General features: G+C 59.4%; 13 protein-coding genes. 7 read left to right on the top strand and 6 right to left on the bottom strand.

What is annotated here, in order from left to right:
• Positions 1–382: 382 nt before the first annotated feature.
• The 3 genes from E4633_RS18665 to E4633_RS18655 form a co-directional block, all read right to left on the bottom strand.
• Complete coding sequence (locus E4633_RS18665) at positions 383–3,010, bottom strand: hypothetical protein (protein WP_135872581.1); 2,628 nt, start codon at positions 3,008–3,010, stop codon at positions 383–385.
• 349 nt (positions 3,011–3,359) lie between these two features.
• Positions 3,360–4,316 carry a hypothetical protein gene (locus E4633_RS18660; RefSeq protein ID WP_135872579.1) on the bottom strand — a complete coding sequence of 319 codons (957 nt, stop codon included), beginning with the start codon at positions 4,314–4,316 and terminating at the stop codon, positions 3,360–3,362.
• Between the two features lie 95 nt (positions 4,317–4,411).
• A complete protein-coding gene (locus E4633_RS18655) occupies positions 4,412–6,073 on the bottom strand; it encodes a fibronectin type III domain-containing protein (RefSeq protein WP_162605034.1) in 1,662 nt (553 codons plus the stop codon).
• A gap of 358 nt (positions 6,074–6,431) precedes the next feature.
• On the opposite strand from E4633_RS18655, the gene E4633_RS18650 reads away from it, so the two are divergent.
• On the top strand, positions 6,432–7,121 hold the full coding sequence (locus E4633_RS18650; RefSeq protein ID WP_135872575.1) for a hypothetical protein: 690 nt from the start codon (positions 6,432–6,434) through the stop codon (positions 7,119–7,121).
• A 92-nt stretch (positions 7,122–7,213) separates the two neighbouring features.
• On the opposite strand, the gene E4633_RS18645 is transcribed toward E4633_RS18650, so the two are convergent.
• Both E4633_RS18645 and E4633_RS18640 read right to left on the bottom strand, forming a co-directional pair.
• The gene (locus E4633_RS18645; protein WP_135872573.1) at positions 7,214–7,588 is read right to left on the bottom strand and encodes a DUF2304 domain-containing protein; all 375 of its coding nucleotides are present in this window, start codon (positions 7,586–7,588) and stop codon (positions 7,214–7,216) included.
• 3 nt (positions 7,589–7,591) lie between these two features.
• Positions 7,592–8,293, bottom strand: coding sequence for a glycosyltransferase family 2 protein (locus E4633_RS18640; RefSeq protein ID WP_135872571.1), 702 nt, complete (start codon positions 8,291–8,293; stop codon positions 7,592–7,594).
• A gap of 347 nt (positions 8,294–8,640) precedes the next feature.
• On the opposite strand from E4633_RS18640, the gene E4633_RS18635 reads away from it, so the two are divergent.
• Positions 8,641–9,657, top strand: a complete 1,017-nt coding sequence (locus E4633_RS18635; RefSeq protein WP_135872569.1) for a glycosyltransferase family 2 protein — start codon at positions 8,641–8,643, stop codon at positions 9,655–9,657.
• Between the two features lie 502 nt (positions 9,658–10,159).
• Complete coding sequence (locus E4633_RS18630; RefSeq protein WP_135872567.1) at positions 10,160–13,903, top strand: choice-of-anchor D domain-containing protein; 3,744 nt, start codon at positions 10,160–10,162, stop codon at positions 13,901–13,903.
• A 42-nt stretch (positions 13,904–13,945) separates the two neighbouring features.
• Here E4633_RS18630 and E4633_RS20915 read toward each other — a convergent pair whose 3' ends face one another.
• Positions 13,946–17,344, bottom strand: coding sequence for a hypothetical protein (locus E4633_RS20915; protein ID WP_216629464.1), 3,399 nt, complete (start codon positions 17,342–17,344; stop codon positions 13,946–13,948).
• A 138-nt stretch (positions 17,345–17,482) separates the two neighbouring features.
• Between E4633_RS20915 and E4633_RS20680 the strand changes: the two genes are divergently transcribed.
• The 4 genes from E4633_RS20680 to E4633_RS18610 all read left to right on the top strand — a co-directional run bounded on the left by E4633_RS20680 (position 17,483) and on the right by E4633_RS18610 (position 22,302).
• Positions 17,483–18,937, top strand: coding sequence for a hypothetical protein (locus E4633_RS20680; RefSeq protein ID WP_216629463.1), 1,455 nt, complete (start codon positions 17,483–17,485; stop codon positions 18,935–18,937).
• Positions 18,938–19,147: 210 nt separating this feature from the next.
• Positions 19,148–19,960, top strand: a complete 813-nt coding sequence (locus tag E4633_RS18620; protein ID WP_135872563.1) for an ABC transporter permease — start codon at positions 19,148–19,150, stop codon at positions 19,958–19,960.
• A 71-nt stretch (positions 19,961–20,031) separates the two neighbouring features.
• Positions 20,032–21,303: an ABC transporter ATP-binding protein gene (locus tag E4633_RS18615; RefSeq protein ID WP_135872561.1), complete on the top strand. Its 1,272-nt coding sequence runs from the start codon at positions 20,032–20,034 to the stop codon at positions 21,301–21,303.
• 24 nt (positions 21,304–21,327) lie between these two features.
• On the top strand, positions 21,328–22,302 hold the full coding sequence (locus tag E4633_RS18610; protein ID WP_135872559.1) for an ATP-grasp fold amidoligase family protein: 975 nt from the start codon (positions 21,328–21,330) through the stop codon (positions 22,300–22,302).

The raw sequence follows: 22,302 nt of genomic DNA, 5'->3' as shown, positions 1-22,302 counted from the left end.
GTGCTCCCAAAGAAGAGCGGCAGAAAAAATATCGAAAGGACGAGACTTTAGCAAGATAAAACGCCAAGTTGGCTCGATGTGCCGGTTATCATTGGGGTGCACTCCCCCGCCATTCCGCCAATTGACGGAACGGCAACGCCTTTTGCCCGCCACTTACACGCCACGGTCCCCCCCCGTCCCTTCTCCCGTGAGGCGAGGGTATACAGGGTGAATGACGTGCGGAGAAGGCTAAAACGGCGCCCTATAATACGCCAGCTCAAGACCCTTTGTCTAGATGAAAAAATACTGAAAAACGCAAAAACGCCCTCCCCCGGCGCGCAGGGGGAGGGCTGTGGTAACTAGCCGTTATTTTTCCAATTATCCATTGTCAATCATCCATCGTCTACGGCCTCACCCCGACCCAGGAGACGGCACGTGCCCGGTCCACTTCGGTGAACTTCTCCGTCGCCGGGAGGTTCTGCAGCGTCATCGCGACCGTTGCGTTCAGCTTGCCGTCATCGGCGAGGTCGATCGAGTCGTAGGTAAGCCTTTTCGCGTAGTAGCTGTTGTGTGCGTACCCACCCTTCTCGCCGTCCAAAAGCCTCAGGTTGAAGGCGGCCCCCATGAGGTCGCTGCCGCTGTAGAGCGGCGGACTCCCCGCCATGTAGAAGGCGCGCCAGTTGCGGAATGCGGTGGCGTCACCCTGTGCGGCCTTATCCGCCGTGGTGAAGAAGTACGGCGAGAGCGCACCGTTGTAGTTGATACCCTTGCGTGCGAGGACCGCGGCGAGCGCCTTAAGCGCCGAGGCGTATTCCAGTCGCTTCGCTTCGAGCTGTGCCGGGTCGTTGAGCGGGATCGGCTTCGACGTCTGGTCGTGACAGCCGCTGCAGGTCGGGGCGAAGGCGGTGATCTGCGTTATCGCGCCGTTAGCGTCTTTCGCCACCGGGGAGAAGGAATGCTTCTGGTCCGCGGACATATGACAGAAGATGCACGCCCCCGGGTCGTCGCCCCCCAAAGCCCCATGGACCGCGAAAGTGCCGCTGTAGCTCTTGCTGAAGAATTCGTACCCGTTCTTGCCGTAGAGAACCCCCGCCGCCGCCATGCCGTGCGGGTCGATGAAGGAAACGTTGCCCCAGAAGGTGCCAGAACTGCCGTAGAGCTGCGCCAGGAGCTTCAGCGTGCTCCCCCCCGTGCGTCCGGCGTGACAGACGATGCAGTTGTTCGATTCCCCGGCGTCGTACGGCATCACCATCGGGTTCAGCACCTTCGTCCCGCTCGTGCTGTAGTTGTAGTAGGCGATCACCTGCGGCACATCCCGCCTGCTGAACGCCGGCACGTAGGTGTAGGTGTCCCAGTCCACGATGTCGTAGGAACGGAAGGGGGTCGGTGTGTGGCAGGCCGAGCAGACGATCATCTCGCGGGAGCGCTGCCCGATCGGGTCCTCGAACGGTGCGATGTCCTTGAAGCCCGATTCTACGTATTTCACGTATCCGGTCGTCGTGTGGCACCGGACGCAGTCAGGCCCGACGGAGGTGGCAAGTGTGGCCGGGAGCGCGGTGCCGAGCGCCTTGAAGTCGTAGGAGACGTAGGAGGGCGACGTGCTGTCCCCCTTGCCCGAGCGTCCCCACTGCCGGTTAGCGCTGTAGATGTTGAAGGTGCTCACCCCGGCCTCGTCGATGGTCCTGTGACAGTTGTCGCAGCTGATGCGGGGGGTTACGTAGCGCGCCGTGGTGAAGGAGTTGAAGTGCGGCGGCGGCGCCGTGATCGTGTACGGGTTGTGAGTCAGGTGGCAGCGGCCGCAGATTCCCAGGCTCTCCCAAGGGTGCGGCGAGCCGTGGCAGGTGCTGCAACGGTTGAAGGTCGAGGTCGCCGTATGGTCGTAATGGCAGCCGATGCAGCCGGTTGCCACGTGCGGCGAGGCGGAGAAATCCGTAGTGATCTGCGGCGTGACCGTCGAGTGGCAAGGGAGGCAGGAGGTGCCGGGTTGGGTGAGGTACGGGTGCCCGAGGCTGCCGTCCGGGTTGTGACATCCGGAGCAGCTTACCCCGGCGGCGAGGAAGTGCGTTGACTGCTGGTACGCAGCGACCACCGCGGGGTCCCGGTTGCCGTGGCAGGAGACGCACTGCGCCGAGTCGTAGCCCGCCTTGGTCAGCACCGTGATGACGGATGTAGTCGCCGTGGAGGTGGCGCCGCGCGCCGAGGTGACCGTGACCTGCACCGCGTAGTCCCCGGGAAGGGAAGCGGAAAAACTCGTTACAGCGCTGGATCCGGGCCCGGCCGGGGAGAGCGTCACCGCAGCGGGATCGCCGGAGACAACCTGGAACCGGTAGGAAAGAGGCGGATCGTTGCTCGTGGAGCCGGAGGCGTCGAGGGACAACGGCGTATTGACCGAAGTAAGCACCGACGCCGTCGCTATGCGCGCCGTTACCACCGGGATGCTCACGAAGCTCGCCTGGGCACTCACGTTGCTCGTCCCGACCGTGTAATCGTAGGTGACGGCCGAGGGTGAGCTTCCGCTCCAGACCTGGCTCCCGGCCACGGAGAGGGAAGTGGCGCTGTCTCCGGAGTCAGGGGTCGCCGTGACGCGCACCACGTTACCGGTGCGCAGTCCGGTGAGCGTCGTCGTGGTTATGGCGCTTACCGTCGGCGTCATGCGCTGCAGCGAGATCACGCCCCCCGCCGACTGTGTCGCCGTCATCGAGTAGGTCGCCGCGGTGAAGTAGGCGATCAGGGTGCGCGAGGTTTTCCCCTCTTGCGGAATCGCGACGTTCCCCCCCGCGGCGGGTACGGCAAGGGTGACCCCGTCGAGGGTCACCATCGAGACCGTGTACCCGGCGGACGGGGTGACGGCGACCGTGGTGTCGCCGGCCGGGATGGTCAGGTACCCGGTTCCGGTGGTGACGGTCTTGTATGGGGAACCACCGGCGATGCTCCCCGAAGGGCTCCCGATCCTTGCAGTCAGTGTCCACCCCAGAGCGAGCGAGGGGAGACAGGTGAGGATAACGAGCAACAGCAGTGCCTTCTTGATCATGCAGACCTCCAATAACGGTGACGCTTTACGATGGATACGAGGAAGGTGGCGATGGGTTAATTAGGCAGAGAGGGGCCGCAGGCTCATGAGATTCTACTCGTTGTAGGTAGAAAAGCAAGCGTTTGTAAGAAAAAGTTGTACCGATATAAGAGAAAATATGCGGTGACAAGGAGAGTTGCCCGGCAATCAGGCGGAGGGAGCCGCTTCGTGGTGCGCTCTCCCCCGGCACCGGAACCCTTCCCGGTAAGGATGGTCCAATGAAAGGAGGCGCACAGGGCGCGCGGCGGGCGCAAAAAAAGGGAAGCCGGCTGAGCCGGCTCCCCTTGATGATTCCTTGCGACGCGGCGTGCTACTTCGCGGTGACGTCGTACTCGATGGTGCCGCCGTCGATGGCGAAGAATGTGGTCGAGACGCCCCCGGACAAGGCGAGATCCTGCAGGTAAATGGTCTGCCCGTCGGTAAGACTGACGGTCTCCGCCCCCGCCGAGATGTCCTTGTAATCGTCTCCCCCGGTAAGCGAGTAGGAGCCGGTGCCGTCGACGACCTGAAGGGTGTAGTTGCCGCTGAGCAGGTGCAGGGTCACCTGCGTCGTCACCAACGCGTTGGCGGTCCCGCTCGCAGCGACGACCTGGTCGGCCACGCTCGTCGTAGAGCTGAGGAAGCTCGCGCTGGTCCCGCCGATGGTGACCGTGGTGGTGGCCGTGGTGGCGAGGAACCCGTCGGCTGCGGTCTGCTGCAACTGGACCGTATGGGTGCCGGCGCCGATGGTGCCGGGGGAACTCGTGAAGGAGCTGCCGTCCACCGAGTACTCACCGCCGGTAACGCTGATCGGCGCCGTGCCGTTCACCTTGACGGTGGCAGCGTTGGAGGTCTGGCTCGAGCCCGGCGTCACGTTGAAGACGGCGGCGGGCGAGAAGGAGAAGGCGTCGGCGCCACCGGCCGTGGTGCTCGAGAAGGTGGCGCGCTTGTCGCCGACGGTGAGTGTTGTGGTCACCGTGGTACCTGCCGTGGTAGCCGCGGTATGCCGCACCTGTACCGTGTCGCCGCTCACCACGGTTCCGGCGGTCGAGGTGAAGGTCCCGCCGTTCACCGAGTATTCCCCACTGCTCACGCTGATGTTGGCGTTTGAGGTGTCCATGGTAAGCGTCACCGCGTTGGAGGTCTGGGTCGAACCGGTGGCAACCCCGTCCACGGAGCTCGGAGTGAAGGAGAATTGCTCCACCTGGGGAGGAGGCGGCAACCACTCGACGCCGCAGCCGCCGAGAACGAGCCCAAAGAGTACCGCCAACAAATAAAATGCGCGCATTATGCTACCGCCTTTCCAAAGGTGTGTGGTGATGGAAAAGGGGGCCATTATAGCCACGGCCCCCCTCCCATGTCAAACGATAGGCTGAGTCCGGGTCAGTTTGCCGGCTGCAATGTGATCCGGCGCACCGTGTGGCTTGCAAAATCGGTGATGAAGAGCTGGCTGCCGGAGATGGCAACGCCGCGCGGGGTGCGGAAACGGGGCACGGTGCCGGAGCCGTCCGTGGTGCCGGCCGCCCCCGCCTTCCCGGCAAGGGTCGCGACCATGCCGGTGGCGATCTTCACCTGCCGGATGGTGCTGTTGCTCGTGTCGCAGATGTAGAGGTTGGTGCCGTCACTCAGGATCCCGTCCGGATAGTAGAACCCGGCGTCGCTCCCGAGACCGTCCCCGCTCCCGGAGTACCCAGCCCTCCCCGCGATCGTGGTCACCTGCATGGTGGCGATGACGATCTTCCTGATCGTGTGGTTGCAGGTGTCGGTGACGTAGAGGTTCGGACCGTCGCAGGTGATGCCGTAGGGGTAGAAGAAGGCCGCCCCAGGCCCGGTGCCGTCGTTGGTCCCCTTGGCCTTCGTGCCGGCCAAGGTAGTGACGGCGGCGTCGGAGATGCGAATCTTCCTGATGACGTTGTTGTAGGTGTCCGCCACGTAGAGGTTCGCCCCGTCAGAGGTGATGCCGCGCGGTGCGTAGAAGCGCGCATCGACACCGGTACCGTCGAGGAAGCCCCTCCCCCCCATGGTGCCCGCGAAGGTGATGACCGATCCGGAGACCGGGTCGAACCTGCGGATCGCGTTGTTGCCGCTGTCCGTGACGTAGATGTAGATGCCGTCGGTTGCGACGCCGCGCGGGGTGTTGAACCGGGCGGCGGTGCCGATGCCGTCCGCGGCGCCGATACTTCCCGCGGTGCCGGCCACGGTGCTCACCTCGCTCGTGGCGATGTCGATGCGGCGGACGGTGTGGTTGCCGCTGTCGGCCAGGTAAAGGTAGCCTCCCATGCGCACCATGCCGTAGGGCTGGTAGAAGGTCGCCCACCCGCCGAGCCCGTCGGCGGAACCCTGCCGCGCAGGGCTACCCGCAAAGGTGACCACGGTACTCGAAAGCGAGATGCTGGTGCTTGCCGTGGTCGCCTGGACCGGAGGCGAAAGCGCGGACTCCGTGGAAACCGAGACGCTGTAATAATAGGTGGTCGCCGGCGAGAGCTTGGTGTCGGTGAAGGTCCCCCCCTGCCCCGCCGCTGCCGTGGTGGTCCCGATCAGGGTGCCGTTTCTGTAGATGGAGTAGGTGAGCACGGCGCCGGGAACGGTGTAGTTGGACGCCTCCCAGGTGAGGGAGACCGAATCGACGGTGGTCTGGGTCACGCTGACCCGGGTCGGCGGGTCGAGCGGCCCCGAGGGGAGGGTCGTGGCGATGACCGTGTCCGGAGAGGCGGTCTCCTTGCCGAAGGTGGAGGAGGCGGCCACCGAGTAGACGTAGGTGGTGGAGGGGTTCAGGTTGTTGTCGCTGTAGACGGTGGGTGCGGCACTTGCCGGGCCGGCCTTGATGGTGGTGCCGACCTCGGTGCCGTCGCGGTAGATCTTGTAGGCGTAGACGTCGCCTGCAGCCGGGCTCCAGGTGAGGACTACCGAGGTGGAGGTCGTCTTCGCAACCGCGAGCTCGGTCGGCGGGGTCGCAGCCTCGTTGCCGGTGACCGAAGGAGCCGAGATGGACCCGCAAGAGACGAGAAATGACATCAACAACAACGAAAGAACGAACTTGACCAAAACAGGGCCCTCCATCTCCGACATCCCGCTCCAGCGAGCAGGCGGAGTAAAAACATAGCAACCGCCCCGGCCCCGGTTCACGCCACGAAGAAGCGCTCGCCGGCCAAGGCAAAGCATTCATATACTAAATATTTCCAGTAAATACAACCTTTTAAAACCGGCATCTTCGCGTGCTGCTCGAAAGATGCACGATTATGAGGGGCGACGGCCTCCTCTGTGCCCCGTGGGGGACGTCCAGATGTAAACCGAACCGCTACAGAATTTGCCTTTTATTGATGAGCGAAACTGTAGTAGAATCTGCCGCATCGTGGGCAGCTCGCTGCCTCAACTTCACTGTAATTGCAAAGGAGCTGGTTGTATGAAAAGAACACGCAGCATCTTCGCCACCACAATGACCCTGGGCCTTGCCCTCGCCCTGCAGTCCGGTTGCGCCGGGACGGCTAAAGTTGCGGATGTCCCCGCAGCCCCCCCCGTACAGCCCACCACCGCCCCGCCCCAGGTGGAAACACTCTCAGGCAAGGTCGTTGAGGTTATGCACGCCGGAGGTTACACCTACGTGCGTCTGGAAAAAGACGGCAAGAGCGGCTGGGCTGCCATGACCAGAAATGACACCACAGCTGTCGGCGAGGAAGTCGCCCTCAGGCCAGGCATGGTGATGACCAATTTCAAGAGCGCCGCCCTCAACCGCACCTTCGAGAGGATCGTCTTCACCGATGGTCGCGCCGATACCGCCGCCAAAGCGCCCCATACCCAATCCCAAGCGCTCACAAACGAGCTTTCCGGCAAGGTGGTGGAAACCATGGACGCCGGCGGCTACACCTACGTCAACCTTGCGCGCGACGGGAAAAACGTCTGGGTCGCCCTGCCGGTGACCAAGGTGAAGGTAGGCGACGAACTGGCCGCCCTGCCGGGGATGCGCATGGACAAATTCACCAGCAAGAGCCTCAACCGCACCTTCGACGTGATTTACTTCTCCTCAGGCGTCGCCGGTAACGGCGCCGCACCTGCACCCGAGGAAAGCGTACTCCCCCCGGGTCACCCGAAGTAAAGACCATCAAGCTACGAGGACCGCTTCTCTCCTTCCCATGCCCCTCCCACAAAAGGGGGGAGGCTGGGAGGGGGGAAGCCGGTCCAGCGAACCTATCCCTTCTCCGCCTTCCTTTCCTTTTGCTCCCCGCTCATATCCTCGAGCCTCTTTTTCAGAAGCGCCATCTCCTGGGCCAAGTTGTGGTTACTCTCCGAGAGCCTGGAGAGGGTGACCGACTGCCCGATCACCACCATAAGTAAAAACAGGACGCCGACAAGGAACAAAAGCGAGGGGGGGTAATAGATACCGACCGAGAGTGCCGCTACCTCGAGCACCCGCCTGGACGCGGTCAGGAGCACCACGAAGATCGAGGTGCAAAGCCAGAGGATGGCGTATTTTTCCCGCAGGCGGCGCTGGCGCACCAGCCACAGGACGAAGAAGAAGATGCCGATACTGATGGCAAGCGAAGCGAATTTCGTCAGGTCCACGAATTAAGGTTCCTCTATCAGTTCCCTGCCGCGCATGGAGTCGATCACCATGGCGAGGGTCACCTTCATCATGTAGTAGGCCGACTTTCTCCTGGTGATCGAGGAATTCCCCGATAGCCGCCCGCGCATCAGCACGGGGACCTCCATCACCTTGAGGCCGTTTCTGGCCGCGGTGATGATGCACTCGACCTCAGGGTAGTCGTCGGTATAGAAGCGGGAAAAAAGGGCGAGGGTTCTCCTGCCGTAGCAGCGAAAGCCCGAGGTGGGGTCCTCGATCGCCTTGCCGGCGAGAAAGCGGATGAGACAGTGGAAGATGCGCGAGCCGATGAAGCGGGTGATCCCCATCTTGTAGCCGCCGGGCAGGGTGCGCGAGCCGATGACCAGGTCCGCCTCCCCTCTTTGCACCGGCTCCACGATCTTCCAGATCTGGTCGCCGCGGTGCTGCCCGTCGCCGTCGAACTGGATCGCCGCGTCGTAGCCGTTTTGGAAGGCGTACTTGATGCCGGTCTGCACCGTGCCGCCGATGCCCAGGTTAAAGGGGTGCGAAACCACCAGAACCCCCATGCTTTTGGCGATGGCGGCGGTGGCGTCGGTCGACCCGTCGTTGACGACGAGGATGTCTCCGCCAAATGACTTGAGGTCTTCGATCACGGCCTGGATGTTACCGGCCTCGTTGTACGCTGGAATTATAGCCAGAATCTTCATGTTCCCTCACAGGGGCCACGTGATATGACGTAGCGAATAGCCGCAAAACATGTCGACTGGTAATGAATACAAAATTCGGACCAATTTTCCCCTTGCAAAGGCGCCCGATCTTAATATAAATAACACCCCGCAAGCAATTAAAAAAAACACAGACAAACACCGACAGGCGTGTCAGTGGTTCGGTAAGTGCCGCTGGACCGAGTGATCCCCAATAAGTCTCGTCCTACAACAGTCCTGTGAAGGTTCATTGCAGCAGGTAGGGAACCAGTGCCAGCGAAGCGCTGCACGCGCCCTCACGTCCCCCCCTTTGCGAAGGGGGGACAGGGGGGATTTAGACAGAGGTATGAGTGCGCGTATCGATCATCATCGTGAACTGGAACGGCCTGGTCCATCTACCGGAGTGCCTTGACAGCCTGGCAGCCCAAAGCTTCAAGGATTTCGAGGTGATCGTGGTGGACAACGGCTCGAGCGACGGCTCGGTCGCCTACCTGGAGGGCCGCCCCGAGGTGCGCCTTGTTGCGCTCAAGGAAAACAAGGGCTTCGCCGACGGCAACAACGCCGCCCTCCCCTTCGCACGCGGCGAATACTTGGTCACCCTGAACAACGACACGAAGGCCGAGCCGGACTGGCTCGAAAAGCTCGTATCGGTAGCAGAAGCGCATCCGGACGCCGGTATGGTCGGCTGCCGGATCCTGAGCTACCAGGAACCGGAACGGGTCGACAGCCTGGGAATGGCTGTCTGCCTGGACGGCATGTCGCGCGGCAACAGCAGGGGGAGGCGCTTTGCCGAAGTCTCTCCGGCCGCAGCCCCGGAGATCCTTTTCCCATCCGCCTGCGTGGCGCTCTACCGCCGCGCTATGATTGATGAAATCGGTTTTTTCGACGGTGACTTCTTTGCCTACTGCGAGGACACCGACCTTGGGCTCAGGGGAAGAGTTGCCGGTTGGCGCGCCGTGCTGGCGCGGGATGCCGTCGTCTACCATAAATATTCCATGACAGGCGGTGCGCTCTCCCCGTTCAAGCTCTACCTGGTCGAGCGCAATCATTTTTACGCGGCGTTAAAAAATCTTCCTTTCCCGCTCCTTCTGCTCCTCCCGGTGACCACCCTGATGCGTTATTTCACGCAGGCCCGGGTCGTCATTGGGGCAAAAGGAACAGGCGGGGAGTTTCTGACCAGCGGGAGCAAGAAAGAGTGCGTCCTTGCCGTAGCGAGGGGTACGCGCGACGCCGTCGCCGCCCTTCCGCAGCTGTTAGCGAAGCGTGCCCAAGTGATGCGGCACCGGAAAGTGGGGACCTTTGAGATGCTGCGCTTATTGCGGCGCTACCGGCTCACCTTCCACGAGCTCCTCGACGCCGGTGAATAATCGATAAGGGGACTGGCACCGAGGAGCCAGTCCTCTTTTTTTTGCCGAGCAGTGGGACAGCCGCCTCATGGACAAGACAAGGGAACACCTACCACCTACCATCTACCACCTACCACGCCCGTCAATCGTCAATCGTCAATTGCCTCTCCTATATCTTTAGTTATGGGGCAAATTCACCCCTGCCTCACCCACATGTGGGTATAACACCTACAACTTCCTACGCCCTCCCCTCACCTCCACATATGAACATCTGGAAAATCGAATACTTATAAGATATTCATATTTTGGTACCAATGTTGCTAACGTTGCCCCCGTCCAATTAACCGTTACCAAGCGATCTTCTCCAGTCCCCGCCGCAAACACCCGACCGCGTAACGGCAAGTGCCGCAAAAATTGTTTTAAAGCTCAGCATGCATTGCGAGAGCCGCGGCACTGCCCGCCCGGCTCTCATTTCAGCGCTGCCGTCCACCTGCCGGCAGATTTTAATCTAAAGGAGGGTACCGTGACACTTAGAAGCGCCTATCACCTCGCAGCAGCCGTTATTCTATTACTGCTGTCGCGGCAACCGGCCCGCGCCTCCACCTGGACCGCGTCCGTGGTCGACAACTCGGCGATCGCGACCGGAAAGAACCTCTCCGTTGCGGTCGACCCGGCCGGTAAGCTCTACCTGGGCTACCTGGACACCTCGACCTCGGGGACCCCGTATCTTAAATACGCCAACAACGTATCGGGGAGCTGGTACACGGAGAGCCTGAAGAACATCCTCCCCAACGCCGGCGACGCCTCTACGGCGACCGTCTACACCCCCGGCGGTCCGCGCATCATGGCCTACTCGTACAACCCCGCCACGGGGCGGACCATGTACCAGGCGGCCAGGAAGATCAACGGCGACGGCTGGCAGCTCCAGGACATCGCCGGGGGGATCAACCCCATGACCGGCGCCTCCGAGCCCGTAATGGGGTCCATCGCCTCCGGCACCCAGACCGGTGCCGTCCAGTACATGGGCTTCACCTTCATCACCTACAACAACGGCAGCGACAACGCCTTGTCCGCCGAGCGCGGACTCTGGTACGCCAACGAGCGGGACATGAACTGGTACCGCGTCTCTGCCACCGGGAGTCAAAGCGACCTCGCCATCGACGGAAACGGCAACGTGCACGTGGTCTACGCCGACCCGACCGGAAGTCTCATGTACGCGCTGAACCCGACCGCTTCAGGGCAGGCAAAGACACTGCAGCTCCCTACCGGCAGCGCCCTCGTGAACCCCGCCATCGCCATCGACGGCAACAACGTCATCCACGTCATCTACAGCTACGGCGGCGGCTCGAGCTACAACGTCTGGTACACGAGCAAACCCGCCGCAGGAAACACCTGGAGCGCCCCTGTGAACATCGGCGCCTGCGGCAAGACCGGCGGCTCCCTCTCGCTCAAGGTCGACGGCGCGAACAACGTACACGCCGCCTGGTACAACAGCGGCACGAGCGCCCTCACCTACACCATGAAGGGCGCCGCAGGCTCCTCCTTCGGCGCCCCCGACACCATCACCTACACCGGTGCGAGCCGCGACTACGGGCAGTACGCCGCCCTCGCCATCGATCAGTACAACAGGGTGAACATCGCCTTCTACGACGCGGCCAACACCGCCCTCATGGTGGCGACCAAACCGGCCCCGGCCATCGACGCCGCCCCTGCGCCGCTTCTCTTCGGTTATACGGCCCAGGGCTCCGCCGCGGTGAAAAGCGTCACCGTCACCAACCGCGGCACCACGAACCTCACCCTCTCCGGCGCCCCGACCATCTCCGGGACCAACGCCTCCGAGTTCCTGGTGACGAGCAACAACGGCTGCACCGCCGGGCTTTCCCTCGCCCCCGGGGCAAGCTGCAGCACCGAGGTCCGCTTCTCGCCGGCTTCCGCCGGTGACAAGAGCGCCCTCCTGAACGTCGCCTCGAACGACCCGAACTTCCCGGTGAAGCAGGTGACGCTTAAGGGAACCACGGCGCAGAGCGCGAACTACACCATCTACACCGCGGTCTACAACACCTCCATGGTCCCCGACATCGGCGGCACCATCTCCCCCTCCGGCGCGGTGAGCGCTGCGGGCGGGCTCAACAAGACCTTCGCCATCACGCCGAACCCGGGTTACCTCATCGCCGGCGTCTACCTGGACGGCACCGGTCCGGACAACATGGGGACGCCGCTCGGCGCGGTGACCTCGTACACCTTCCCCGAGGTGAGCGCAAACCACAGCATCACCGCGGTATTCTACCCGGTCGTCCCGGTCACCTCCTGGGGGGTCACCACCATCGACAACACGGGGAGCGACACCGGCAAGTACTGCTCCATGGCGACGAACCCCGCCAACGGCAAACTCGCCATCGGTTACCTGGACAACTCCGCCGCGACACCGGTCTTAAAACTCGCCACCAACGCCTCCGGCAACTGGAGCGCGTCGCAGACCGTGCCAATCCCCAACGTCACCAACGCGGGGACCGCGACGGTCTACACCCCCGCGGGCCCCAGGGTCATGGCCTACACCTACGATCCGGCGACGCTCAAGAGGAAATACGTCTCGGCGCGCAAGTGGAGCGACCTCAATCCGCTCAACTACGCGGGCGCCCCCTTCTACGTCTCGGTGGATGCCAACAACTGGCAGCTGCAGGACATAGCGGGCGGCGTCGACCCCATGGGTAACCCGCAGCCTGCCATCTCCAACACAACCACCGACACCTTCACCGGCGCGGTGCAGTTCTGCCAGGGCTCTCCCTGCAGCATGACCAACAGCAACACCTTCATCAGCTACACCGACGGCTACAACCTCTGGTACGCGAACGAGCGCGACATGTACTACCACGAGTTCGAGCCGACGGCGCCGCAGGCGGGCTCGGGCAAACAGAGCGACCTCGCCCTTGATTCGCTCGGCAACATCCACATCGTCTACTACAACCCGACCAACGGCAGCCACGGCCGCCTGATGTACGCCGAGAACCCGACCGCCCAGGAAAGCGGCTTCGCCACCTCGACGCTCACCGACACCACGGTCTCCTCGCCGGCCATCACCGTCGACAACAACGACCTGTTGCACGTGGTCTACGTCGACGCGAGCAAGCGCCTGCAGTACATCAACAAGCAGGCGTCCACCGGCGGCACGTGGAGCGCCCCCTACGACCTCGGTCCCGTTGGCAGCGCCGGGGCCTTCACCTCCATCAAGGCAAACGGCCTGGACATCGTCCACGTTGCCTTCTACAGCAACAACGGCGGCGGCACCGGGCAGCTCATGTACGCGCAGCGCTCGCCCAACGGCGTCTGGACCACCCCGGCCGCGGTCCCCGACAGCGGCAGCACCAACTACGGCCAGTACTCGGCACTCGTCGTCGACGCGAATCACAACGTGAACATCGCCTTCTACGACGTCACCAACACGGCCCTGAAGGTCGCGACGAAGCTCCTCCCCGTCATCTCCGCCACCCCCAACCCGGCAGCCTTCGGCTCCGTCTCCATCAACGCGAGCGCCACGAAGACGGTCACAGTCACCAACGCCGGGCAATACAACCTGAGTGTGGGGAGCGCGACCATCACCGGAACCGACGCGGCGCAGTTCAGCATCACCGCCAACGGCTGTGCCGGGGTCTCCCTCGCACCGGCGGCAAGCTGCAGCATCACCATGAGCTTCACTCCGGCAAGCGCAGGGGCCAAGAGCGCGCTCCTGCACATCCCGTCCAACGACCCGTACGCCGCCGACAAGCAGGTATCCCTCTCCGGCAGCGCTGCGAGCAGCTACGTGATCCACGCGAGCGCGAGCGCAGGAGGGAGCATCTCCCCTTCCGGCGACGTGAACGTTGCCGCGGGGGCGTGCCAGAGCTTCACCACCACGCCGGATAACGGCTTCACCTTCGGCGACTTCCAGGTCGACGGAGCTTGGCAGAACAGCGCATCCTCGAGCTTCACCTTCTGCCCGGCAAACAGCGACCACAGCATCTACGCCTTCTTCAAGTCCCCCTTCCGCATCATGGGGACCCAGGAGTACTACGGCTCGCTGCAGGCAGCCTACCAGGCCTCCTTCTCCGGAAGCGTGATCCAGAGCCTCGCGGTGAACACCCTCGAGGACCTGCTGATCGACGCGGACCGTTCCGTCGCGGTAAGAGGCGGCTACGACAGCCAGTTCCAGAACCAGACAGGTTCGACACAGCTCCACTCGCTCACGATAAACAACGGCGAGGCCGTCCTGGAGGGGCTGGTACTGCAGTAGCCCTGTGAAACTTACTTATTGAAATTATTCGATGCTCAATTTTTAAAGGAGGCAGATCCAATGGGAAAGAAGTTCAAGAGAAGACAGTACTACAGGAGCCTTGGCATGGCCACGCTGCTCGTGGGACTGGTTTCCGGCGCAGCACACGCCGAGGTGAACCGACTCACCGTCAAGGACAGTTCCGGCAACACCACCTTCAACGTGACCGCAGACGGCAACGTAAGCGCCACCTCCTACGCGGGCGACGGTTCCAACCTCACCAACACGCTGCACCAGCAGGGTGACTGGAGCGCCACGCCGGGCTACGCAAAAGACTCCGTGGTGCAATACAACGGCAGTTCCTACGTGGCACTCAGGGCCAACATCAACGCGATCCCCGGCCAGTCGCCGCTCGACTGGAAACTCGTGGCCGCCAAGGGTGAGACCGGCGCCACCGGCGCCCAGGGTATCCAAGGCATTCAAGGCATCCAGGGTCTCAAGGGGGACACCGGTGCCCAGGGCATTCAAGGTATCCAAGGGGAGATCGGCCCGCAGGGCCCGAAGGGTGACCAAGGCATCCAGGGTCCCATCGGCCTGACCGGTCCGCAGGGTGTCAAAGGCGATACCGGTGCGCAGGGTCCGCAAGGCATCCAGGGTGACAAAGGCGATAAAGGCGACCAGGGTATTCAAGGCATCCAGGGTATCCAAGGTCCGCAAGGCCTCAAAGGCGACAAGGGCGACCAAGGCATTCAGGGTATCCAGGGTACCAAGGGCGACACCGGTGCAACAGGTGCAACCGGCGCAACCGGTCCGCAAGGCGAGCAAGGCATCCAGGGCCCCATCGGTCCGGTAGGTCCCATTGGTCCGATCGGTCCCATGGGCGCGACAGGCCCGCAGGGTCCGCAAGGGGCGGAAGGCGCCCCCGGTCCCAGAGGGATGATCTGGCAGGGCGAGTGGACCGCGCGCGATTACAACGCGACCGAGGCGGTGCAATACCAGGGCAGCACCTACGTAGCCGCCAGTGCGGCAACCGCAAACGATGTCCCCGGAACCAGCACCACCACCTGGCTGCTCGTGGCAGCTAAAGGCCTCGACGGCGCGGCAGGCGCGGACGGTGCAGCAGGGGCCACCGGTCTGCAGGGTCCCAAAGGTGACACCGGCGCACAGGGTCCGCAGGGTATCCAGGGTCTTCAAGGCGACAAAGGCGACAAAGGGGACCAGGGCATCCAGGGTATCCAGGGCATCCAAGGTCCTCAGGGCCTCAAAGGCGACAAGGGGGACCAGGGTATCCAAGGTATCCAGGGCCCGCAGGGCGACAAAGGTGACCAGGGCATCCAAGGGCCGCAAGGCCTCAAAGGTGACAAGGGTGACCAGGGTGTACAGGGTATCCAGGGACCGAAGGGAGACATCGGCCCGATCGGCCCTGAAGGTCAGCAGGGTATCCAAGGCGTAGCGGGCCCCGCAGGTCCCACCGGTCCGCAAGGTCCGAAAGGCGACACCGGTGCGACCGGTCCTGAAGGTCAGCAGGGTATCCAGGGTGTTGCTGGTCCCGCAGGCCCCACCGGCCCGCAGGGTCCTAAAGGCGACACCGGCCTCACCGGTCCCGTAGGTCCGGAAGGTCCGCAGGGTCCCCAGGGTGTGGCAGGCTCGATGGGTCCCGTAGGTCCGCAGGGCGAGCAAGGCGCGCAGGGTCCCGCAGGACAGGGGATGACCTGGAAGGGCGAATGGATTGCCGGTGACTATGTCAAGACAGACGCCGTGCAGTACAACGGCAGCACCTACATCGCGGTGGCAGCCGCAACCGTGAACGACGTTCCCGGCCCGGTAAGCGCCATCTGGCAACTCGTCGCCGCGAAAGGTCTCGACGGTGCCGCAGGCGCGACCGGCGCGCAAGGCGAGCCCGGCCAGACCGGCCCCATCGGTCTTACCGGCCCGGCAGGTCCGCAGGGTCCGAAAGGTGACACCGGCGCACAAGGTCCGCAGGGTATCCAAGGTATCCAGGGCGAGATCGGGCCGCAAGGTCTCAAAGGTGATCAAGGCATCCAAGGCTTGAAAGGCGATACCGGCGCTACCGGCCCTGCTGGTCCGCAAGGTGAGCAGGGTATCCAGGGTATCGCAGGTCCCGCAGGCCAGACCGGTCCGATCGGGCCGCAGGGTCCCAAAGGTGACACCGGTCTTACCGGCCCCGCAGGTCCGCAAGGCGAGCAGGGTATTCAAGGTATCGTAGGCCCCGCAGGCCAGACCGGTCCGATCGGTCCGCAAGGCCCCAAAGGTGACACCGGTCTTACCGGCCCTGCAGGTCCGCAAGGCGAGCAGGGTATTCAAGGCGTTGCAGGCCCCGCAGGTCCGACCGGTCCGCAAGGTCCGAAGGGCGACACCGGCCTCACCGGTCCGGCAGGCCCCGAAGGCCCGCAAGGTCCCCAGGGTGTGGCAGGCTCGATGGGTCCCGTAGGTCCGCAGGGCGAGCAAGGTCTGCAGGGTCCCGCAGGACAGGGGATGACCTGGAAAGGCGAGTGGGTGGCCGGCGACTACGTGAAGACCGACGCCGTGCAGTACCAGGGAAGCACCTACATCGCGGTGGCTGCTGCAACCGTTAACGACGTCCCCGCCCCGGTAAGCACCGTATGGCAGCTCGTAGCGGCAAAAGGCCTCGACGGCGCGACCGGCGCGCAAGGTCCGGCAGGTGCAGACGGTGCAGCAGGCGCAACCGGCCCGCAAGGCCCCAAAGGCGACACCGGTGCTCAAGGTCCGCAGGGTATCCAGGGTCCCCAGGGCGAGATCGGCCCGCAGGGTCTTAAGGGAGACCAGGGCATCCAGGGTCTTAAAGGCGACACCGGTGCCCAGGGTCCGCAAGGTATCCAGGGGCCTCAAGGCGAGATCGGTCCGCAGGGTCTCAAAGGTGACCAGGGCATCCAGGGTCCCAAAGGCGATATCGGTCCCGAAGGTCCGCAGGGTCTCAAAGGCGACCAGGGTCTCCAAGGTCCGAAAGGCGACACCGGTCTTACGGGCCCCGCGGGTCCGCAGGGCGAGCAGGGTATTCAAGGCGTAGCAGGCCCCGCAGGTCCGACCGGCCCGCAGGGTTCCCAAGGTATCCAGGGCCTTCAAGGTGAAACCGGTCCGCAAGGGCAAAAAGGCATGAGCTGGAAAGGCGAGTGGGTCGCCGGAGACTACAAGGCCGACGACGGCGTCCAGTACGAAGGCAGCAGCTACATCGCGGCAGCGGCAGTGACTGTAAACGACGTCCCCGGTGCGAGCCCGGCTTGGCAGTTGATGGCCGCAAAAGGGAGTGCAGGTGCGCAAGGTCTTCCCGGCGCGGACGGTGCTACCGGTCCGGCAGGTCCGGCAGGTCCGACCGGTCCGCAGGGTCCGAAAGGTGACACCGGCGCCACCGGTCCGGAAGGCCCGCAGGGCTTGAAAGGCGACACCGGTGCAACAGGCGCAACAGGCCCGCAAGGGATCCAAGGCCCGCAGGGAATCCAAGGCCCGCAGGGGCCAGCCGGATCTCCCGATACTCCCATCGACATCTTCACCAAGATTGCCACCCCTATCAGCGGCGGAGTTCTCGCAGTGCAGCAAGAGTCGACAGAAGCCGCGTCATCAGTGAAATTTGCAGTAAAGGACGCCTCGGGCAACATGAAGATTGCAGCCTCTGCAAATGGTACATTTGGTATCGGCACAGGAACTCCGGTCAGGGCATTGGAGGTGAGAGGAGCTGATGGGACAGGTCCTTACGGTGCCTTTACCACAATACGGAACTCAGCGTTTGCAGGAGGCTTTGTCTTTTCACATGCTCGCGGCACTTCCGCTATCCCTGCGCCCCTGTCAGCTGGTGACAGGATAGGAAGCATGTTCTTTAAAGCCTACGATGGACAGTATAACAATCCGTCGCAACAGGATAGCAGTGCTGCAAGCATAGAAGTCTTTACAGAAGGGCCCTTCTCGACTTACTCACCTGGCTTCATAACATTCTCGACGACCCCAACGGGAGTGAAAGACCCAGTAGAGAGGTTAAGAGTAACGTCAACTGGTAACGTTGGCATTGGTAGTACTTCTCCTTCTGAGAAGCTAGAGGTCGCAGGTAAGGTAAAAGCAACAGCCTTCATAGGTGATGGCTCGCAGCTCACGAACCTCCCAACCGGCGGGTCATGGGGCTCTATAACTGGCACCATCTCCAGCCAATTAGACCTTCAGAACGCCTTAAATGCTAAACAAAACACTTTAGGGTATGTCCCTGAATCTGTAGCGGCTAAAGGCATAGCAAATGGTTATGCATCGTTGGATGCAACAGGGAAGGTTCCGACTTCTCAATTACCGTCTGTAGAGACTACTGCTACAATTATTACGAAAATAGCTGCCCCCACAGACAGTGTAGCACTGGCCATTCAACAAGGTCCGACTGAGGCAGCAACGACCGTCAAACTAGCGGTAAAAGACAGCTCAGGCAACACCAAGATTGCTGCAACACCGAGTGGGACTTTTGGAATAGGAACTGGTACACCGGCTAGAACACTCGAAGTTAGAGGGGCGGATGGGACCGGACCTTATGGAGCTTTCACCACGATACGTAGTTCGGCTTTTGCAGGTGGCTTTATTTTCTCACATGCACGTGGCACCTCAGGCGTGCCTGCGCCGCTGAGCGCTGGTGACAGGATCGGAAGTTTGTTCTTTAAGGCCTACGACGGGCAGTACACTAATCCCTCGCAACAAGACAGCAGTGCCGCGAGCATAGAAGTGTTTACGGAAGCCCCCTTCTCAACATACTCCCCAGGCTACATCGTATTTTCCACGTCACCGTCTGGAGCCAAAGACCCTGTGGAGCGCTTGCGCGTAACCTCTTCCGGTAACGTCGGTATCGGGAGTAATGCACCATCCCAGAAACTAGAGGTTGCTGGCGGGGTCAAAATAAACACCGCTACTCTCTCGCAGCCCATCTGTGATGACGCAAATCCATCGACCCGCGGTACCATCTGGATCACTCAGGGGGCAACGGATGATACAGTCGAAGTTTGCGTGAAGGTGGGTGGTACATTGCAATGGAAAAAGCTACCTTGGTAGCTTTCGGCCACAGTTAAAAAGTTTTTACTTCAAGGGCGGTGGCGACAAGCTACCGCCCTATTTTTTTAATTAGGCCTCTTGTCATCGTTGTAAGCCTACCCCATGGCGCAGCCTAATTTTTGTGGTGTTTTTTTACCTTTTAGTTTATCTTATGATTCCTTAAGTTCTGAATGAATTCAATCGTAGCCACCCAATTACATTAAAACAACTATGCAATTTTTTAGACAATTCCTCTCATTCCTGACCGAGATTCTCTCTAAACGGCAAATAATCATAGAACTTACGAAGGCCGACTTTAAGAAGAAATATCTTGGTTCACTACTTGGCATGTTTTGGGCTTTCGTTCACCCCACTGTTTATATCGCAATAGTGTGGTTTGTGTTCCAAGTCGGCTTCAAAACGCAGCCTATGGACAACTTTCCTTTTGTACTCTGGATGTTGGCTGGTATAATTCCCTGGTTCTTCTTCTCTGAATGCCTAGCTAGCGCATCTAATAGCATTCTTGACAATGCTTTTCTTGTCAAAAAAATGGTATTTAGCATTGGGATGCTACCGCTTATCAAGATACTATCTAGCCTCTTAATACACATATTTTTTATCATAGTTATCTTCGCTATGTTTGCAATATATGGGTACCTTCCTTCGCTCTACAACCTTCAGGTATTTTACTACCTATTCTGTACCATAACTCTACTGATTGGGCTCTCTTGGCTTACCTCATCGCTCACGCTATTCCTACGAGATACGGGGCAAGTAGTCACAATGGTTCTTCAATTTGCCTTCTGGATGACTCCGATATTCTGGTCTCCCAAAGGGCTATCGCCTGGGACTTTGAATATCATCAAATTAAACCCAGTGTACTACATTGTAGAAGGCTATCGAGAAAGCTTTATATACAAGCAGTGGTTTTGGGAGTCTCATTATATGCTTACGATATATTTCTGGTGTTTGACCACTTTGATCCTTTTTGCTGGGGCAATGGTATTTAAAAGACTTCGCCCGCACTTTGCTGACGTGCTGTAGCACCTTATACAGCAATGAAGTTACCGACAAGTCAAACAGAGCCCGGCGAAGAAGAGGCCAACAAAACACCAATGAGCGAAGACATCATTATAAATATCAACAAGCTAACTAAGGTTTACAAGCTGTACGATTCTCCACAGGACCGACTTAAGGAAGCACTTCATCCATTACGGAAAAAGTATCACAAAGAGTTTCACGCAATCGATGACATCAGCTTGGACATTAGAAGAGGTGAAACCGTTGGCATAATCGGCCAAAACGGTGCAGGTAAATCTACGTTACTAAAAATGATCACAGGCGTTCTCACACCCACCAGTGGTTCTGTCTCCGTGAACGGCAAGATATCCGCGCTACTGGAGCTTGGCGCCGGTTTTAATCCGCAGTTAACTGGGCTTGAGAATGTTTACTTTAATGGCACCCTCATGGGGTACACTCACGACCAGATTGATAATAAATTGGAAGAGATCTTATCCTTTGCAGACATCGGCGATTTCATCCGGCAGCCGGTGATAACATACTCCAGCGGCATGTTCGTTCGTCTTGCGTTTGCAGTCGCAGTCAACGTCGAACCTGAAATCTTAATAGTGGATGAGGCCCTTTCAGTAGGCGATATGATGTTCCAGGCCAAGTGCTACGATAAAATTAGATCACTCATGTCTGGTGGGGTCACCACGCTTTTCGTGACACACAATATGAATACGATTTCCTCTCTGTGTAACAGTGCCTACTTGTTAGATAGTGGCAAAATTTTTGCCCATGGCGCACCGAATGAGGTAACTCGAGCTTATTTCCGTTTACAAAGGGAGATGGAGCACGCACGTCAAGATAAAACCGGAGCGGGAACTAAACCAGATGGTGCGTTAAGAAAGAAATCCATTCAGCCCCCCCAAAAAAAAGAACGTGACCAATTCATTTCAGGGACTGCAGAAATTACGGAATTCAAAGTTTTTAATGACGAAGGCGAGGAAACATTTGCCTTAAGAGCCGGTGCTGATTTTAGCGTTTGGATGAAAGTAGTTTTTACAGGAGAAGTAGAAAACCCTTGCGTTGGAATGATGATCAAGAGCCCGCAGGGGCAGAATTTGCTTGGTGTACATTCTTACCATGAGCGACGAATGTCGCTAGGATATAAGCAGTGTGGGGATGAAATTGAGATTAACTTTATTTGCAAGATGTTGCTCAATCCAGGTAAATACATGTTGAATCTTTCAGTGTCTGAGCATACCACCGACTTTGAATATAAGAGCATAGACATAAAGAGTAACGCAGCTGCCCTGGAAGTATACGGAAAAGATTTTGCTTTTGGACTTATACACAATGACGGTGTTGTCATATTGAACTAGTGTTTATGCAAAAGAGGCACTTTTGTGTTTGATATCATCAATCATAAAATGACGAAAAAAGTTATTAAATCGACGGAAGAATTCGGGATACGTTTAAAAGAAAAAAGGCTCCCGTATGATAACCAGAGATGGAAAACCTTAATCGATTTAATTTTGCTTCCCTCTGACATATACAAAGTCCTAACCGATTACAAGAATCGGTTTGGAGTATTTCCAAACCTAATCAAACCTAGTACATTTAATGAGTGCATACAACAGTCCAAGTTTATTTCACGGAAATCAATTTACACTCAACTAGCAGACAAGCTCCAAGTTAGAGAGTACATTGAGAACACGATTGGCAAACAATATTTATGCGAACTACTGTGGTTCGGTACAAACATCCAAGAAGCACGGAAAATACAGTTACCCGACTCGTTTGTCATAAAGGCGAACAATGGCTCTGGTACAAATTTCATTGTTTACAATAAAAGTTCAATTGACTGGGACCATCTTGACAATCTGACGCAAAGATGGCTCTCAAAAGACCTGTCTACACAGTTTGCGGAGTGGCAATACCGGTGGATTAAACCGAAGCTATTAATAGAAGAACTGCTAAGAAGTGAGGACAACCAGATTCCAAATGATTACAAGTTCTTCTGCTTCCATGGCAAAGTAAAGATGGTACAAGTCGACATGGATCGCTTCACAAATCACACTCTGACTATGCTGAATCGCAACTTTGAAGTTCTGCCTATCCATCATGTTTACCCAACGTTCCGAGGTGAAATTCGTAAACCAGAGTGTTTTGAACTAATGATAAGCCTGGCGGAACGACTCGCTAAAAACGAAAAATTTATTCGAATAGACTTTTATGATCTTAACGGGCGTCCGATCTTTGGAGAAGCTACACTCCACCCCTCAGCTGGCCGTGAAAAGTTTGAGCCCCCAATCTGGGACAAAAAGCTGGGCGATATATTTCTGAAAAGATGTGGCGGGGACGATCTGAGTGGTGCGTAG

Origin of the sequence: Geomonas terrae, from assembly GCF_004791675.1 — a bacterium.
In the GTDB taxonomy this organism is placed as follows: Bacteria; Desulfobacterota; Desulfuromonadia; order Geobacterales; family Geobacteraceae; genus Geomonas; species Geomonas edaphica.
This window is presented reverse-complemented; position numbering and strand designations above follow the sequence as displayed.